The organism is Roseovarius sp. THAF8 (assembly GCF_009363735.1).
GTDB lineage: Bacteria > Pseudomonadota > Alphaproteobacteria > Rhodobacterales > Rhodobacteraceae > Roseovarius.
The window spans coordinates 643493-660960 of the sequence record NZ_CP045410.1 but is presented as its reverse complement, the minus strand read 5'-3'; the positions used below and the strand labels follow the sequence as shown (position 1 = coordinate 660960).

The 17468-nt window shown below is 65.3% G+C and carries 15 protein-coding genes; 7 read left to right on the top strand and 8 right to left on the bottom strand.

What is annotated here, in order from left to right:
• Window positions 1-31 precede the first annotated feature (31 nt).
• Complete coding sequence (locus FIU85_RS03195) at window positions 32-772, top strand: hypothetical protein (protein WP_152495827.1); 741 nt, start codon at window positions 32-34, stop codon at window positions 770-772.
• A 101-nt stretch (window positions 773-873) separates the two neighbouring features.
• On the opposite strand, the gene FIU85_RS03190 is transcribed toward FIU85_RS03195, so the two are convergent.
• The 4 genes from FIU85_RS03190 to FIU85_RS03175 all read right to left on the bottom strand — a co-directional run bounded on the left by FIU85_RS03190 (window position 874) and on the right by FIU85_RS03175 (window position 5285).
• Window positions 874-2211 (bottom strand): pyruvate dehydrogenase complex dihydrolipoamide acetyltransferase, encoded by a 1338-nt coding sequence (locus tag FIU85_RS03190; protein WP_152495826.1) that lies wholly within the window; start codon window positions 2209-2211, stop codon window positions 874-876.
• 261 nt (window positions 2212-2472) lie between these two features.
• A complete protein-coding gene (locus tag FIU85_RS03185; protein WP_152495825.1) occupies window positions 2473-3876 on the bottom strand; it encodes a pyruvate dehydrogenase complex E1 component subunit beta in 1404 nt (467 codons plus the stop codon).
• 28 nt (window positions 3877-3904) lie between these two features.
• Window positions 3905-4900 carry a pyruvate dehydrogenase (acetyl-transferring) E1 component subunit alpha gene (gene pdhA, locus FIU85_RS03180; protein ID WP_152495824.1) on the bottom strand — a complete coding sequence of 332 codons (996 nt, stop codon included), beginning with the start codon at window positions 4898-4900 and terminating at the stop codon, window positions 3905-3907.
• Window positions 4901-5039: 139 nt separating this feature from the next.
• A complete protein-coding gene (locus FIU85_RS03175) occupies window positions 5040-5285 on the bottom strand; it encodes a hypothetical protein (protein ID WP_152492117.1) in 246 nt (81 codons plus the stop codon).
• Between the two features lie 94 nt (window positions 5286-5379).
• Here FIU85_RS03175 and FIU85_RS03170 point away from each other — a divergent pair, with 94 nt between their 5' ends.
• Complete coding sequence (locus FIU85_RS03170) at window positions 5380-5847, top strand: hypothetical protein (protein ID WP_172978784.1); 468 nt, start codon at window positions 5380-5382, stop codon at window positions 5845-5847.
• A gap of 42 nt (window positions 5848-5889) precedes the next feature.
• Here FIU85_RS03170 and FIU85_RS03165 read toward each other — a convergent pair whose 3' ends face one another.
• Window positions 5890-6189, bottom strand: a complete 300-nt coding sequence (locus FIU85_RS03165; protein ID WP_152492119.1) for a septum formation initiator family protein — start codon at window positions 6187-6189, stop codon at window positions 5890-5892.
• Window positions 6190-6326: 137 nt separating this feature from the next.
• Here FIU85_RS03165 and FIU85_RS03160 point away from each other — a divergent pair, with 137 nt between their 5' ends.
• Complete coding sequence (locus tag FIU85_RS03160; protein ID WP_152495822.1) at window positions 6327-7943, top strand: acyl-CoA dehydrogenase family protein; 1617 nt, start codon at window positions 6327-6329, stop codon at window positions 7941-7943.
• Between the two features lie 792 nt (window positions 7944-8735).
• Here FIU85_RS03160 and FIU85_RS03155 read toward each other — a convergent pair.
• The 3 genes from FIU85_RS03155 to soxR all read right to left on the bottom strand — a co-directional run bounded on the left by FIU85_RS03155 (window position 8736) and on the right by soxR (window position 12603).
• Window positions 8736-10274, bottom strand: coding sequence for a trimethylamine methyltransferase family protein (locus FIU85_RS03155; RefSeq protein ID WP_152495821.1), 1539 nt, complete (start codon window positions 10272-10274; stop codon window positions 8736-8738).
• Window positions 10275-10874: 600 nt separating this feature from the next.
• Window positions 10875-12059, bottom strand: a complete 1185-nt coding sequence (locus FIU85_RS03150; RefSeq protein WP_152495820.1) for a pyridoxal phosphate-dependent aminotransferase — start codon at window positions 12057-12059, stop codon at window positions 10875-10877.
• Between the two features lie 73 nt (window positions 12060-12132).
• Window positions 12133-12603, bottom strand: a complete 471-nt coding sequence (soxR, locus tag FIU85_RS03145; protein ID WP_152495819.1) for a redox-sensitive transcriptional activator SoxR — start codon at window positions 12601-12603, stop codon at window positions 12133-12135.
• Between the two features lie 83 nt (window positions 12604-12686).
• Here soxR and FIU85_RS03140 point away from each other — a divergent pair, with 83 nt between their 5' ends.
• The 4 genes from FIU85_RS03140 to cimA all read left to right on the top strand — a co-directional run bounded on the left by FIU85_RS03140 (window position 12687) and on the right by cimA (window position 17465).
• On the top strand, window positions 12687-13061 hold the full coding sequence (locus tag FIU85_RS03140; protein ID WP_152492124.1) for a VOC family protein: 375 nt from the start codon (window positions 12687-12689) through the stop codon (window positions 13059-13061).
• Entirely contained in the window at window positions 13054-13998 is a 945-nt protein-coding gene (locus FIU85_RS03135; RefSeq protein WP_152495818.1) for a DMT family transporter, read from the top strand. Before FIU85_RS03140 ends, FIU85_RS03135 begins: the two co-directional genes overlap by 8 nt.
• A gap of 157 nt (window positions 13999-14155) precedes the next feature.
• The gene (gene cysS, locus FIU85_RS03130; protein ID WP_152495817.1) at window positions 14156-15658 is read left to right on the top strand and encodes a cysteine--tRNA ligase; all 1503 of its coding nucleotides are present in this window, start codon (window positions 14156-14158) and stop codon (window positions 15656-15658) included.
• Between the two features lie 187 nt (window positions 15659-15845).
• On the top strand, window positions 15846-17465 hold the full coding sequence (cimA, locus tag FIU85_RS03125; RefSeq protein WP_152495816.1) for a citramalate synthase: 1620 nt from the start codon (window positions 15846-15848) through the stop codon (window positions 17463-17465).
• Window positions 17466-17468: the final 3 nt, after the last annotated feature.

Below are 17468 nucleotides of genomic sequence, written 5' to 3'. Positions count from 1 at the left end.
GGGCCTGTCTGCCCACGGGAGGTGTCGCTCCATGATATCAAAGACCATCAGCTTTCTGCCCCTGGCCTTCGCGGTGCTTCTGGGCGCCTGCACCGAGGTTCCCGAGGACAGCGGTTCGTCCTTCGCCTCGTCGCGCAACGCGACCGACAACATGAGCCTGCCGCCCGCTGTGCTGGCCGAGGCGATTTCCATGCCCGACGCGGTATGGCAACGCTCGGCGCAACTGGCACGCTATGGCCACAGCTTCGACAAGGCGTTCTACCAGGCCGCCGCACAGCGCGAGGCGGCCAATATCGCCGCGCTGAAGCAGGCGTTTCTCGATCTCGGCCCCGGTGTCGATCCCGAAGAGGCCGGGCGCGCCGCCTACGTGGCCTACACCTATGTCGCGCAGCTGGTCGTCGAATACGAGATCGACAGCGGCGCACTCGCCCACAACACGCGGGTGAATTTCGGCACCAAGCCGCGCGGTCTCTGCTGGCACTGGGCGCATGACATGGACGCCCGCCTGCAGCGCGAGAACTTCAAGACACTGGAAATTCACCGGGCCATCGCCAATTACGACAGCATCCGGTTGGAACACAGCACCACGATCCTGGGCCGCCGCGGCGACTCGATGGAAAACAGCCTGGTGCTCGATCCGTGGCGCGGTGCGGGCGAGCTTTACTGGGGCCTCGTGCGCGAGGATGGCCGCTACGACTGGACCGAGCGCAGCAAGGTCTTCGCCTGGAAAAAGGCGCAGAAGGCCAAGCAGACGGGTACGCCGGCGTTCTGAACCCATTTCCCGCGCCGCGTAGGGTGGGTTTCAACCCACCACCGCCCTGAACGAAAAAGGCCGGGGAAATCCCCGGCCTACATTTTTGCCAAGCCGCGCCCTCAGGCCAGCATCACCATCGGGTTCTCCAGGTTCTCCCGGATCTTGTCGAGCAGCTCCGCGCCAAGCGCCCCGTCGATCACCCGGTGATCCACGCTCAGCGTCACTGACATCACCGTCGCCACCGTCAGTTCGCCATCCGCGCCGACCACAGGCTTTTTCACACCCGCACCAACGGCCAGGATCGCGCCATGCGGCGGGTTGATCACCGCGTCGAAATTGTCGATCCCGAACATCCCGAGGTTGGAAATCGCGAATGTCCCGCCCTGATACTCTTCGGGCGACAGCTTGCGCTCCCGTGCGCGGGTGGCAAGGTCCTTCATCTCCGCCGACAGGGCCGACAGCGACTTCATCTCGGCGTCCTTCAGGACAGGCGTGAACAGCCCGCCTTCGATCGCCACGGCCACGGCCACGTCCGACGGCTTCAGCTTCAGCACCCGGTCGCCGGCCCAGACCGCATTGCAATCGGGCACCGCCTGCAAGGCCAACGCGCAGGCCTTGATGATGAAGTCGTTCACCGACAGCTTGACGCCGCGGCCTTCAAGCTGCTTGTTCAGCTGTCCGCGGAATTTCAGCAGCGCATCCAGCTGGATATCCCGCCGCAGGTAGAAATGCGGGATGGTCTGCTTGGCCTCGGTCAGGCGGGCGGCGATGGTCTTGCGCATCCCATCGAGTTTCACTTCTTCGAACTCGCGGTTCTTGTACATCGCCACGACCGCATCGGTGCTGGGGCCAGCCGGGGCAGGGGCCGCCTGTCCGCCGCTTGCGGCAGGTGCCGCCTTCTCTTCGGCAGGCTTCGCCGCACCGGCCTTGGCACTTTCCACGTCCGCCTTCACGATCCGCCCATGCGGGCCCGAGCCCTTCAACTCGGTTAGGTCGATGCCCTTCTGCTTGGCGATCCGCCGCGCCAGCGGTGAGGCGAAGATACGCTCGCCATCTTTCTTGGGCGCTGCCGGGGCAGGGGTCACGTCGCCGCTCTCGGGCTTGCTGGCTTCGGCCTCTTTCTTCGGGGCCGCCTCCTGCTTGTCGTCCTTGGCCTCGGCCTTGTCGCCTCCACCACCAGACGCGCCCACGTCACCGATATCATCCGCGCTTTCGCCTTCCTCCAGCAGAACGGCAATCGCGGTGTTCACCTTGACCCCTTCGGTGCCTTCCTCGATCAGGATCTTGCCGATGGTGCCTTCGTCGACTGCCTCGAACTCCATCGTGGCCTTGTCAGTCTCGATCTCGGCCAGCAGGTCGCCGGAATTCACCGTGTCGCCTTCCTTGACCAGCCATTTCGCCAGCGTGCCTTCCTCCATCGTCGGGGAAAGGGCGGGCATCAATATTTCAGTCGGCATTGTCCCACTCCTTCATGGACGGAAATTTAGGATGAGGCAGTCCCGAGCACATAGACCTGTAATCATTGACGAAGTCTTTGCTTGTTTCTAGAGCGGCCTCCACATCGGCAAAATCAGACGCATCCACTTCTTTTCGCATTTCTGCGTTGACGTCCTTTGCCGACAGTCTTAGCGAAAAGGGCCGTTGATTTTGGTCTAGCATTATGTGCCATCCGAAATCTGTGAATTTCGCAAACGCTATTCGCATATTGCGCTCTCTCCTTACCGGTAGGTCACTTTGTTGACGGCCTCGATCACTTCCTTGGTCGAGGTCAGCGCCAGCTTTTCAAGGTTCGCGGCATAGGGCATCGGCACATCCTTGCCCGTGCAGTTGATCACCGGCGCATCGAGGTAATCGAACGCCCGCTCCATGATCACGGCACTGAGATGGTTGCCCATGCTGGCCACCGGGAAACCTTCCTCGACCGTGACGCAGCGGTTGGTCTTCATCACTGACGCAAGCACCGTGTCATAATCCAGCGGACGCAGCGTGCGCAGGTCGATCACCTCGGCATTCACGCCGTCCTCGGCCAGCTTGTCCGCCGCCTCCAGCGCATAGGTCATGCCGATGCCGAAGCTGACGATGGTCACGTCGTCCCCGGGCCGCGCGATGCGCGCCTTGCCGAAGGGAATGGTGAAATCGTCCAGCACCGGCACCTCGAAGCTGCGGCCGTAGAGGATCTCGTTTTCCAGGAAAATCACCGGGTTGGGGTCGCGAATGGCGCTTTTCAGCAGGCCCTTGGCATCGGCGGCAGAGTAGGGCTGTACCACCTTCAGGCCCGGTACGTGCGAATACCACGCCGCGTAATCCTGGCTGTGCTGCGCGGCCACGCGCGCGGCGGCGCCGTTGGGGCCACGGAACACGATGGAACAGCCCAGCTGCCCGCCGGACATATAGTTCGTCTTGGCAGCCGAGTTGATGATCTGGTCGATCGCCTGCATGGCGAAGTTCCAGGTCATGAATTCCACGATGGGCTTCAGCCCGCCCCAGGCCGCGCCCACGCCGATCCCGGCAAACCCGTGCTCGGTGATGGGCGTGTCGATCACCCGCTTGGCGCCGAACTCGTCCAGCAGACCTTGGGTGATCTTGTAAGCGCCCTGGTACTCGGCCACCTCCTCGCCCATGATGAAGACGTGCTCGTCGTTGCGCATCTCCTCGGCCATGGCCGCGTTGATCGCCTCGCGCACGGTCATCTTGGTCATTTCCGTGCCCTCGGGCCAGTCGGGGCTGGCGTCGGGCTGCGGCACGGGGGCTGCGGGCGAGGCCGCGACCGGCTCGGATTTCGCCCGGCTCTCATCGTCGCCATCGCCGCCGCTGTCTTCCTCCTTGGCGGAGGATTCACCACCGCCCGACGACGTCTCGCCGATATCGTCCGCGCTCTCGCCTTCTTCCAGCAGCACCGCGATGGGCGTGTTCACCTTCACCCCTTCGGTGCCTTCCTCGATCAGGATCTTGCCGATGGTGCCCTCGTCGACGGCTTCGAACTCCATCGTCGCCTTGTCGGTCTCGATCTCGGCCATGATGTCGCCGGAATTGACCGTGTCGCCTTCCTTGACCAGCCACTTGGCCAGGGTGCCTTCCTCCATCGTCGGCGACAGGGCGGGCATCAGAATTTCTGTAGGCATGTCTTTATGTCTCCTCGCAACCCGTCGCTCAGGCTTCCACGTAAATGTCCGTCCACAGCTCGGACACGTCCGGCTCGGCGCTTTCCTTGGCGAACTCGGCGGACTTGTTCACCACATCCTTGATTTCCTTGTCGATCGCCTTGAGGTCCTCCTCGCTGGCGTGCTTGCCCTCCAAGAGCAGCTCGCGCACATGCTCGATGCAGTCCTTCTCGTCGCGCATCTTCTGCACTTCCTCGCGCGTGCGGTACTTCGCCGGGTCCGACATGGAATGCCCGCGATAGCGATAGGTCTTCACTTCCAGGATATACGGCCCGTCACCCTTGCGGCAGTGCGCCACGGCCTTCGCCCCGGCTTCCTTGACGGCCAGAACGTCCATGCCGTCCACCGCCTCGCCGGGGATGCCGAACGCCTCGCCTCGGGTGTAGATATCGGGCGTCGAGGTCGAGCGTTTCTGCGACGTGCCCATGGCGTACTGGTTGTTTTCAATCACGAAAACCACCGGCAGCTTCCACAGGGCGGCCATGTTGAACGTCTCGTAGACCTGGCCCTGGTTCGCAGCACCGTCGCCGAAATAGGTGAAGGTCACGCGCCCGTTGCCCTTGTACTGGTCGGCCAATGCCAGCCCCGCGCCCAGCGGCACGTTCGCGCCCACGATGCCGTGCCCGCCGTAGAAATCCTTCTCGCGGCTGAACATGTGCATCGAGCCGCCCTTGCCCTTGGAATAGCCGCCCTCGCGGCCCGTCAGCTCGGCCATCACGCCATCGGGGTCCATCCCGCAGGCCAGCATGTGGCCATGGTCGCGATAGGTCGTGATCCGCTTGTCGCCTTCTTCGGCGGTGGCCTCCAGCCCGACGACCACTGCTTCCTGCCCGATGTAGAGGTGGCAGAACCCGCCGATCAGACCCATGCCATACAGCTGGCCGGCCTTTTCCTCGAATCGACGGACCAGCAGCATGTCGCGGTAGTATTTCTTCAACTCGTCGGCGGAAACGTTTGGTTTCTTTGTCGTTTTCCTGGCAGCCATGCGGGCGGGCTCCTGTGCTGAAAAGAATAGTTTAGCGTTAAACTATCTTATACAGGACTCGCTCCGATTTTTCGAGAGGGTTTTTGACGCAGCGTCAGATCCGGCAGGCGGGGCCGCGTCCCCGCTGCGAAGACCCGGGTCAGGCTTGCCCGTCGTCCTTGATATCGGGATCCCTGTACCCGTTGGGATCGAAGTCTTCGGGATCATAGGCCTCTTCATCGTCGCCGATCCCGGTCACGTGGGTCGTGCCGCTTTCCTCGTCATAGGCCAGCCCATAAGTCGCGCGGCCCTCGGATTTGTAGCGCGAATACTCGTGGTACCCGGCATATACGAAGGCCAGCGCGAAGGGCGAGACGATCAGGGCCGCCAACAGTTGCGCACTCATTTCTTGCTCTCCTCTCCTTGCCGTTCCCGCACGCGGGCGGTCGGATCCCGTTCCCGCATGCACACTTGCTCGTGTCCAATCACCTAGCCTACGCTTGCAACACGTCCAGCACTCGACCGGGGCCGTGCAGCGCACCGGCGATTTCGAAAGTGACATCATGTGCCCATCCTCCGCAAGCCCCGACTGCGTTGACCCGCCCTGCGGACCGGAGGAACACATCGTCTTGCTGGCGCGGCTCGCCGAGACCGGCGAGACCCTGTGCGTCAGCCTGCAGCCGGGCCTGGTCTACGGGTTCTCCCTCGGCGCGCCCACCGGCCCGCCGAGGATCGCGTTCAGCGTCGATGGGATGCACGTCGCCGGAGATTACGACTGGGTATGGATCGACGGCGCCGCGTGGGCGTCCCTCTCGCTCAGGGCCGAGGATGTGACCTGCACCATGCGCGTCGCGCGCGCCGAGCAAGGGGAACCGCCGCCAGGGGGCGTGCTGGAAATCACCGGCGCCACGAAGGAAACCCATGCGCTCGTGCCTGGCTCGATCCGCCACGATCTTCCGCTTGCCTGAAAATTCCATAAGCACCGGCCGGATACCGGGGCAGGGCGGGTCTCAGCGGATCACGATCTCGTCGGCCCGCAGCATCCCAAGCACCTCACGCGCCTGCTGGTCCAGCAGGTCGAGATCCAGGTACGTGTCCGACAACCGCCGCGTCAGGTTCTCCATCCGCGCGACCTTGGCATCCAGCACGGCCAGCTGTTCGCGCAATTCCGCCTCGCCCGATTCGATCTCGGCGCGGCGGAACACGCCGTAATCGCCCTGCACGGCCGCGAACGTGAAATACGCCCCCAGCCCGAAGGCTATGGCGAAATAGATCAACACACCGAATGCGGGGCGCCTGCGCGATTTCATGACTGCTCTTTCTGCCTCTGGTGCCCGCCTCTTTGCGTGCGGTGCCCGTGCACAATGACACAGGCGAATCGCTTTGTGAATCCCCTTTCACATCTAAGCGCTTAAAGGCTACTACTCGTCCTTGAGGAGAGTCATTCATGCCACAATTGCCCCCCGACGCCGCGCTGCTCACCCATGACGTGACGAACCAGCCCGCGGCCCGTGGCGACGTGGACCTTTTTGCCACCGATCCGGCCCTGGCCGACCATGCCGGGGCGGCAGGGGCCGACACCGCCCACTTGGCCGCATATGGTGAAACCATCGGCACCGCCGCCATGGCCGAGGCGGGCCGGGCGGCCAACCGGAACCCGCCCGAGCTGGCGCTTTTCGACACCGGCGGGCGCAGGCTGGACGAGGTCCGGTTTCATCCCGCCTATCACGACCTCATGCGCGCGGGCATCGGCGCGGGCTATGCCGCCATCGCCTGGGAGGGCGCGGCGGGCGGGCACGCAACCCATGCCGCGATGGTCTATCTGACCAGCCAGGTCGAACCCGGCGTGTGCTGCCCCATGACCATGACCTATGCCGCCGTGCCCGCGCTTCAGGCAGATAGCGGGCTCTTCGACGCATGGGTGCCCAAGCTGCTCAGCCGCGCCTACGATCCCGCGCCCAAGCCGCTGGCGCGCAAGGCCGGCGCGACGCTCGGCATGGCCATGACGGAAAAACAGGGCGGCTCGGACGTGCGCGCCAACACCACCCGCGCCGCGCCCGATGGCGACGCCTACGTGCTGCGCGGGCACAAGTGGTTCTGCTCGGCGCCGATGTCCGACGGTTTCCTGACGCTGGCGCAGGCGCCGGGTGGCCTCACCTGTTTCCTCGTGCCCCGCTGGCTGGACGGGCGGCGCAACACGATCCACATCCAGCGCCTCAAGGACAAGCTGGGCAACCGCGCCAACGCGTCCGCCGAAATCGAATATGCCGACGCGGTGGCCCACCGTCTGGGAGAGGAAGGCGAGGGCGTGAAGACCATCCTCGACATGGTCCACCACACCCGGCTCGACACCGCCATGGCCCCGGCGGGCCTGATGCGTGCCGCGCTGTCCCATGCCGTCCACTGGGCCCGCCACCGCACGGCCTTCCAGAAAACGCTGATCGACCAGCCGCTGATGCGCTCGGTGCTGGCGGACCTCGCGCTCGACTGGGAGGGCACGCTGGCGCTTGGGATGTTCGTGGCGGCGCAGTTCGACCGCGACACCGACGCGGCCCGCGCATTCGCCCGCGTCACCGTGGCGCTCGCCAAGTACATGGGCAACAAGCTCTGTCCCAATCTGGTCTACGAGGCGATGGAGGCGATGGGCGGCATGGGCTATGTCGAGGATTCAGGCCTTCCGCTTCTCTACCGCGAGGCGCCACTCAACTCGATCTGGGAAGGGTCGGGCAACGTGATCTGCCTCGACATCCTGCGCACCCTGCGCAAGGTGCCTTTGTCGGGGGAGGTCCTCAGCCGCGAGCTGGGGGCGGTGGCCGGTCAATACTGGCGCTATGACGCGGCGCTCAACGCCCACATCACCCGCTTTCCCCGCTTGCCGGACGAGGCCCAGGCCCGATGGTATGTCGAAAGCCTCGCCACGCTGCTGACGGCTTCCGTCCTGATCCGCCACGCGCCCCCCGCGGTGGCCGAAGCCTATGTCGCCACGCGGCTCGCGGGCGAGCGCGGCCGCACCACCGGCGCCATCGGCGCGGTCGACACAGACATGATCCTGTCGCGGCTTTAGGGCCTTCAGTGGACTTACTGTTTGCCGTTATCCCGGACTTGATCCGGGATCTCTTGCCCACGCGGTCCCGGGTCAGGCCCGGGCCCGGAACGTTCTCCCACCCGCGCGGAACAGAAGCGCGGCTTGCCGCGCCTCCGCGCATCGCCGGGCCGCCCCGTCACGCCGAAGGCGTGCCGATAATATTGGCGCACCTTTGGTGCGATGGCACGGCGATTTGGTGAGGCCGGATGCTTCGATCGCGTGTCTTACGGATTTGGCCGGGATAAAGTGCCCCGAACCACGCTTGGATCGCCGCACCGCGGCTCCTTATCTCTGCGTCCAAGCCAACCTGTCCCGGGCCTGACCCGGGACCTCTACACCTTCAGATGAAACGCGAACCGCTGCCTTCACGCGCTTTTCCGTAGCCCGTCATCCTCGGGCCTGACCCGAGGATCTCCCGCTATCAGCGATCCCGGATCAGGTCCGGGATGACGTCGCGCCTTTGACATGCGCGTGACTTCGCCACCCCGATCACCCGTCCCGAGCCTGACCCGGGACCTCCTGTCGTCAAAACTCGAAGTCAACGCTTGCTCAAAACGCCCCGCGCGGAACCAAGGCGCGCTTTGCGCGCCGCCGCGCTATCGCCGCTGACCGAAAGGCGATTGCCTGCAATCGCCGAAAGGGGGACCGCCCCCCGGGCTGGCGATTGTGTTCCGTGTGCACGTCGATTAGAAGTCTCGCGGATGGGGCAGCCATAAAGTGCCCTGAAAAACCGTAAGTTCGCCATCCCGCGGTCTGGCCATCGCGCGGCCTCTAACCCTTCAAATGTATCGCGAACCGCTTGCGTATCTCCGCATCCAGCATCGGGTTCAGCCGCGCCGCCGATCGCTGCGCCAGGATCTCCTCCTTCCGCGCCACGGCCTTCGCCACCAGGTCCGGCTTGCCCTTTTCCACCCACTCCTTGGGCGAGGACCTGTCCCCCAGATTGGGATAACAATGATCCCGCTGCATCCGCGCCAGCGTCGCCTCGGTGCCCAGGTAATGCCCCGGCCCCCCGATGCAGACCGCCTCCATCTGGTCCAGCGCCAGCGTCTCGTCATCCACCTCGATCCCGCGCACACAGCGCAGCGCCTGGCCGATCAGGTCATCGCCCAGGATCAGGCTCTCGTGACAGAACCCCAGCAGGGAGGCGTGCATTCCCGCCGCCTCGTAAACCATGTTCACGCCCGCCAGCCCCGCCATCACGTTCGAGCACATCTGCTCCCATCCGGCCTGCATGTCGGGCAGCTTGCTGTCCGAGGCACCCCCCGCCGCTCCGCCGGGCACGCCATAGAACTGGTGCATCTGCGCACAGCCCGCGCTCAGCAAAGCCTGCTCGCCCGAGCCAATCGACATCGCCCCGGTGCGCAGATCCAATCCGAACGGCCAGGTGCCGAAGATCGCCGGATGCCCCGGTTTCACCGCGTTCACGTAAACCAGCCCGGCCAGGCACTCTGCCGTCGCCTGCATAATCGCCCCCGCGATGGTCGAGGGCGCGGTGGCCCCGGCCATCCCGGCCGACAGCAGCAGCACAGGCATCCCGCCCTCGATGCAGCGCTCCATCACCTCGCAGGACTCGGTCGCGAACCGCATCGGCGGCACCACGAAGCAGTTGGAATTGCTCACGAAAGGCTGCGCGCGAAATTTCTCCTCGCCGCCCGCGATCATATAGAGCATCTCCATCGCCGGACCCACGTGATGCGGCTCGGTAAAGGACGTGCCCACATGCTTCGTCGTGCCCGTGCAGCAGGCATAGACGGTGTTCAGCTCCATCTCCATGTTGTCGGCAATGTCCCGCGCCACCATGGGCCGCTGGCAGAAATGCACGTTGTCCAGCACATCGACGATCCGCGCCGCATCATGCAGGTCCTGCACCGTGCTCTCGCGGTAGTTGCGCCCGTCCACATCCACCATGTTCACCGCGGCCCCCGCGGTGCCGTAATGCACACGGGCACCGCCCAGATGCAGGTCGTTCAGACCGTCGCGGCTGTAAAGCGTGATCTCGCGATTGGCGCGCGCAATGGTCTCCTCCACAAGCGCCCGGGGAAAGCGGATGCGCCCGTCGTCGCCCTGAACGGCTCCGGCGGCGGTCAGATAGGCGATCCCGCTTGCCGGCGCGCCCGACAGCCCGATGCGGTCCAGCGCATCAAGCGCCGCCTCGTGAATGCGCGCAATCTGCGCGTCGCTCAGCACTTTCAGCGTGCCGCCCTCCAGTCCGGGGCGTACGGGGCGCATCAAGGTATCGAGCGGGGCCGCCCGGCTGGCCCGGCGCGCGGCACGGCCTCCGGTACGGCGGGGGGAAAGGTTGTTCATGTCTTGGGTCCTTGGATCGCGGGAAAAAGGGAAGGCGAGATGCGTCTCAGCCCCGTCCCGGCCGCCCCCGTGCGGCCCGTCCGCGTTCCGCCCCGATGGTGCGGACCTTCAGAACTATCTTGCAGCGCTGCGCCATGCGCGGCCTCCATCGCCAGCCCGCACGCACGTGACCGCACCGCCGGGCCCAATGGCCGATTTAAGGCGGCAGGCTCGCCTCCGATCTGTCCCGAAAGCGACGCATGGTCCAAAAACGACAGAATCTTACGCCGCAGGGCAGCGAACATGAAAAAGGCCCGCGTGCGTTTCGCGGGCCTCAAAGTCGTTTGTTTGGTCGCTTACAGCGCCGCCAGGATCGCGGCGGGCAGCCCGACCATGCCGCCAAGGATGATCGCCATCGAAAGTCCCAGACCCTTGAACATGTGTTTCCTCCGCTTGAACCAGGTTACAGGCTGGATTTGTGCGTTCCGCCAAGGGCTTCGACGCGACCGGCGGTCGCAGGGGGCCGCGCGCAAACGCCGATGCCCGCCGTTTCCCGGAACAGTTTTGCCGGTCTTGCAGCGCCGCCGTCCCGGACCTGATCCGGGACCTCTCACCCCTCCGTCAGGCCGCCACGCCCGCCAGCTCCGACGCCATCTCCACCAGCCGCGCCAACGCCTCGCGCAGCCGGTCATCCGCCACCGTCAGCGCCACGCGCACATGCCCCGCCGCGGCGCGGCCGAAACTCTCGCCCGGCATCACCGCCACCTTGTGCCGCTCCAGCAGGCGCAGCGCAAAGTCCTCGCCCGACAGCCCCGTCGCCCGCACGTCCAGCATCACGAACATCGCCCCCTGCGCCGGGATCGGGCGCACCACGTCCTGGCCTTCCAGCAGCCCCAGCACCAGGTCGCGCCGCCGCCGGAAGGGGGCGGCCACCTCTGCCTCGAACGCGTCGCCCTTGCCGAGCGCGTAGCAGGCCGCCTCCTGCACGAAGCCGGCCACGCCATAGGTCGTGTGGGTCGACAGGTTGCCCATATGCGAAATCGCCTCCTCCGGTCCCACGACCCAGCCGATGCGGCTGCCGGTCATCGCATGGCTTTTCGACAGCGACCCGATCACCAGCGTGCGCTCGGCCATCCCGTCCAGCATCCGGAGGCTCAGGTGGTCGCCCTCCCACAGCTGCGTGTCGTAAACCTCGTCCGAGATCAGCCACATGTCGTGTTCCCGGCAAACCCGACCGATCCCCTCCAGCGTCTCGCGGCCATAGACCGCGCCGGTGGGATTGTTCGGCGTGTTGATCAGCAGGCTTTTCGCGCCCTGCGCCGCCGCTGCCGCGATATCCGCCGGATCGGGCTGGAACATCCGCTCGGGCCGCGCGGCCACCGCCACATCCTTCGCGCCCACCGCCCGGATCGTGCCGGGGTAGGTGGCATAGAACGGATCGATGTAAAGCGCCCGGTCACCCTCGTCACAGGCCGCGTGATGCGCCGCGAAGAGCCCCGCCTGGCCGCCCGGCACGACCAAGACGTTGTCCGGCGTGGTCGCCACACCCGTCCGCGCGGTCACCCGCCGGGCCACGGTCTCGCGCAGGTTCAGGTTGCCGTTGAACATCGAATAGCCCACATGCCCCGCCTTGGTGGCGGCATGCATCGCGTCCAGGATGCTGTCATCGGTGCCGATATCGTGCTCGCCGATGGTCAGCATGGCGACATCCTCGCCCGCGTCCATCATGTCCTTGGCCTTGTAATAGACGTCCCAGCCGTCCGATCCGCCGCCCGTCAGCCCCGTGATCCGCTTCGACAATGCCATGCCAGCCTCCTTCGCTCGGTCGCCGCCACATGGCCCGGCACCCTTCGCGAAGTCAAGCAGGTGGCCAGCCCTCTCAGATCTCGTCCGACCGGTCGCCCATCACATAGCGCGGCCCCGGCCCGCGCACCCGCGCCTTGTCCTTGGGATTGTAAAGCGCGCATGTCTTCAGCGACAGGCAGCCGCAGCCGATGCACCCGTCAAGCCGGGCCCGTAGCGCCTGCATCTGCGCGATCCGTTGGTCCAGCACCGCCCCGAACCGGCGCGAGATCCGCGCCCAGTCCGCCTTGCCTGGCGTGCGGTGCTCGGGCAGCTCGGCCAGCGCCGCGCGGATCTCGGGCAGGCTGAAGCCCAGCCCTTGCGAGATCATCACGAAGCTCAGCCGCCTGATGTCCGACCGTGCATAGCGCCGGTGCCCCGCGTCGTTGCGGTCGGGGCGCACCAGCCCCTCGTCCTCGTAGTACCGGATGGCCGACGGCGCGAGGCCCGTGCGCTCGGCGACATAGCCGATCGTCAGGCCGCGATCCGGCAAGGGTCTGACGGGCATGAGAATTTTCCCTCTTGGCTTCAAGTTTACTTGAAGAGTTACGCTGATTTCACAACGGAATCAAGCTTGCAAAGGAGCGCCCCATGAAACTCGAACATGTCAACATCACCGTCCCCGATCCCGGGGCCAGCGCCGCGATCCTGTGCGATCTCTTCGGCTGGCACGTCCGCTGGCAGGGGGCGGCCAAGGACAACGGCTTTACCGTTCATGTCGGCGACGACGACAGCTACCTCGCGCTCTACGCGCCCGACAAGGACCTTCAGCCGACGGGCGAGACCTATGGACGGATCGGCGGCCTGAACCATGTGGGCGTCACGGTGGACGACCTCGGGGGAACCGAGGCGAAGGTCAAGGCCGCCGGCTACACGCCCCACAACCACGCCGATTACGAACCGGGGCGGCGCTTCTATTTCGACGGCCCCGACGGGATCGAATTCGAGGTGGTGACCTATGACTGACAGCGCCCACACCCCCCGCGCCATCGGCCTTTTGCTCTATACCGGGGCGCTGCTGGGCGCCGGCCTGCCGCTGGGCAAGCTGGCCGCCGCGGCCGGGGTGCCGCCGCTGGTCTGGGCCATGGTGATCTCCGCCGGGGCCGCCGGCGTTCTGGTGCCGGTGCTGGTGGTCCAGCGGCGCTTCGCGCTGCCCCGGGGGCGGATGCTGCGCTATGCAGCCATATCCGGCACGCTCAGCTTTGCTGCGGTCAACGCGCTTCTGTTTTGGGTGATCCCGCATGTCGGCGCGGGCTATGCCGGGCTGATGTTCGCCCTCTCGCCGGTGGCGACGCTGGCGGTGACGGCGATGGCAGGCCTTGCCACGCCGCCCCGGCTGGGGATCATCGGCATCGGTCTGGGCCTTGCCGGTGCGGCGCTGGTGGCGCTGACGCGGGGCGGGGCGATTGGGACGGACGGGGCAGGGGGCCTGGGCTGGGCGGTCCTGGGCTTCGCGCTTCCGGCGATCCTGGCCATCGGCAATGTCTATCGCACGCTCGACTGGCCCGAGGGCGCACACCCCGCCGCCCTCGCGGCGTGGAGCCATATCTTCGCGCTCCTGGCGCTCGTGACCTTGCAGATCGCACTGACCGGCACGATGCCGCTCAACCATCTTCACGCCGTGCCGCATCTCGTCCTGCCGCAGATGCTGATCGCGGGCCTGACCTTTCCGGCCTATTTCGCCCTGCAACGCGCGGGCGGCCCGGTCCTACTCAGCCAGATCGGCTATGTCGCCGCCGCCGTGGGGCTGGCCGCCGGCACGGTGCTGCTGGGCGAGGTCTATGCCCCGCTCACCTGGGCCGGGGCGGCGGTGGTCGCCATCGGCATTGCCCTGACCATCCGCGCGCAGCTCTCCCCGGCGCCGGAGGTCCCCCGGCGGGCGCCCTCCGCGGGATGCGCTTGACCGGGCGGGGGCGGCCTTCTATGGTCGCCCCCATGACCGTTGCACCCATCACCATTTGCTGCATTACCCGCTGACATCGTCAGGCGGGCCGGTCTTCTATTCCATCCTTGAATGTTAGTTGCTAAGCCCGCCGCGGGACCACGCGCGCGAGGACGCCATGACAACACTAAAACTCCACAACACCCGCACCCGGAAGAAAGAGGTGTTCGAGCCTATCGACCCCGAAAACGTGCGCATGTATGTCTGCGGGCCCACGGTCTATGACCGCGCCCACCTGGGCAACGCGCGCCCCGTGGTGGTGTTCGACGTGCTCTACCGGCTCTTGCGGCATGTCTATGGCGCCGATCACGTGACCTACGTGCGCAACTTCACCGACGTGGACGACAAGATCAACACCCGCGCCGCCGAGACGGGCCGGGATATCGGGGACATCACCGCCGAGACGACCCAATGGTTTCTCGACGACATGGGCAGCTTGGGCGCGCTGGAACCCGATGAGATGCCGCGGGCCACGCAATACATCCCGCAGATGGTCGCGATGATCAAGAAACTGATCGCGGACGAATACGCCTACGCCAAGGACGGCCACGTCCTCTTCCGCGTCCGCAAATACGCCGATTACGGCAAGCTTTCCGGCCGCTCGGTCGACGACATGATCGCCGGCGCCCGGGTCGAGGTCGCCCCCTTCAAGGAAGACCCGATGGACTTCGTCCTCTGGAAACCCTCGGACGACACCCAGCCCGGATGGGACAGCCCATGGGGCAGGGGCCGTCCGGGCTGGCACATCGAATGCTCGGCCATGAGCTATGAACTTCTGGGCGACAGCTTCGACATCCACGGCGGCGGCAACGACCTGATGTTCCCCCACCACGAGAACGAGATCGCCCAAAGCTGCTGCGCCCACCCCGAGGGGAATTTCGCGCAGGTCTGGATGCATAACGAGATGCTTCAGGTCGAGGGCAAGAAGATGTCCAAGTCACTAGGGAATTTCTTTACGGTGAAAGATCTGCTCGATCAGGGCATTCCCGGCGAAGTGATCCGCTTTGTCTTTCTCAGCACCCATTACCGCAAGCCGATGGACTGGACGGCCGAGAAGGCAGAAGAAGCAGCACAAACCCTGTTTAAATGGCGCAAGCTGACCGAGGACGTTGTATCAGCAAACGTGCCGCGAGAGACAGTCCTTGAGGCACTAACAGATGATCTTAACACGCCCCTTGCTATCTCCGAATTATACAAGCTGGAAGTCCAGCCGAGAGCGCTTTTGTTTAATGCTCGCCTCCTAGGGCTTTTGCAGGAAGGAGATGGCGCTTGGTACTCTAAAAGAAAGCTACACTATGCAGCACACGACCGACTGAAGCTTTTGCTCCGAATGCGTCAAAAGGCCAAGGAATCGAAAGATTATGAGCTTGCCGACAGAATAAGAGAAGCCCTTAGCGAAAGAGGTATTTCCATCGTCGATATGCCGGATGGCATGGTTCAGCCGAAAACCTCGATTGATCAAGTCGACACCTACATGAAGAGTCTGTCGGAAGCGCAAAGGCGCGAAGTATTTGGGGATTTGCTCGGCGCCAAAGGGGAGCTAGACATGGGCGCGGCGGCAGATCGATACGTTGGAATAGTGGCTTCAGAGATCATTCGCGAACTGGAGGCCCTCAAATGATCCTGCCGTCAAACTGTTTCGCCCGGCGGCACGCCGGGCCGCGCCCGACCCTCCCCCCGGGAGGGCGCTTGGGTAACGTCACGCTCCGAACCAGTGTTGTGTGCGCGACACCCGCCTCGCGCCGCTCACCTGTTGCACATGCCCTCCCAGGGTCGGGCGCGGCCCTTCCCTCCACGGGAAACACCCAATGACCAAAACCCGCCTCAGCCTCTACGACACCACGCTGCGCGACGGCCAACAAACCCAAGGCGTGCAATTCTCCACGTCCGAGAAACAGGCCATCGCCACCACGCTCGACCAGATCGGCGTCGACTATATCGAGGGCGGCTGGCCCGGGGCAAACCCCACCGACAGCGCCTTCTTCGACGCGGCCCCCGAGACCCGCGCGCGCCTCACCGCCTTCGGCATGACCAAGCGGGCCGGACGAAGCGCGGAAAACGACGACGTGCTGGCGGCGGTCATGAACGCCGGCACCGCCTCGATCTGCCTTGTCGGCAAGACCGATATCTTCCACGTCGAAACCGCCCTCGGGATCACCCCCGACGAAAACCTCGAAAACATCTCCGCCTCCATCGCCCATATCGTCAAACAGGGCCGCGAGGCGCTCTTGGACGCCGAGCATTTCTTCGACGGCTACGCTCGCGACCCCGCCTATGCGCTCGATTGCCTCAAGGCCGCGCGCGGCGCCGGCGCGCGCTGGATCGTGCTCTGCGACACCAATGGCGGCACGCTACCGCACCGCATCGCCGACGTGGTCTCGGATGTCATCGCCGCCGGCATCCCCGGCGAGCGGCTGGGCATCCATACCCATAACGACACCGAGAACGCCGTCGCGGGCAGCCTCGCCGCCGTCGACGCAGGCGCGCGCCAGATCCAGGGTACCCTCAACGGCTTGGGCGAGCGTTGCGGCAACGCCAACCTTACCGCCCTCATCCCGACACTTCTGCTGAAAGAACCCTACGCCAGCCGCTACCAGACGGGCGTCACACCAGAGGCTCTCGAAGGCATCACCATGGCCTCGCGGCAACTGGACGAAATCCTCAACCGTGTCCCGATGAAGCAATCCGCCTACGTGGGGGCCTCCGCCTTCGCCCACAAGGCCGGGCTGCATGCCAGCGCCATCGTCAAGGACCCGACCACCTACGAACATATCGACCCCGCCACCGTCGGCAACGCCCGCATCATCCCCATGTCCAACCAGGCGGGCCAGTCCAACCTGCGCAACCGCCTTGCCGAGGCCGGGCTGGACATCGAAAAAGACAATCCCGCGCTCCCGCGGATCCTCGAAGAGGTCAAGACCCGCGAAAACCGCGGCTACACCTACGACATGGCCCAGGCCAGCTTCGAGCTGGTCGCCCGCCGCGAACTGGGCCTTCTGCCGGAATTCTTCGAAGTCAAGCGCTACAAGGTCACGGTCGAGCGCCGCAAGAACAAGTACAACAAGATGGTGTCCCTGTCCGAGGCCGTCGTGGTGGTCAAGGTCGACGGGATCAAGAAACTGTCGGTCAGCGAGTCGATGGACGAAACCGGCACCGACCGCGGCCCGGTGAACGCGCTCGCCCAGGCGCTGGCCAAGGATCTCGGCCGCTACCAGGACGCCATCGACGACATGCGTCTGGTGGACTTCAAGGTGCGCATCACCCAAGGCGGAACCGAGGCCGTCACCCGCGTCATCATCGACAGTGAGGACGGGCAGGGGCGGCGCTGGTCCACCGTGGGCGTGTCGCCCAACATAATCGACGCGTCGTTCGAGGCGCTGCTCGACGCGATAAACTGGAAACTCCTGCGCGACGGCGGCGAGGCCTGAGCG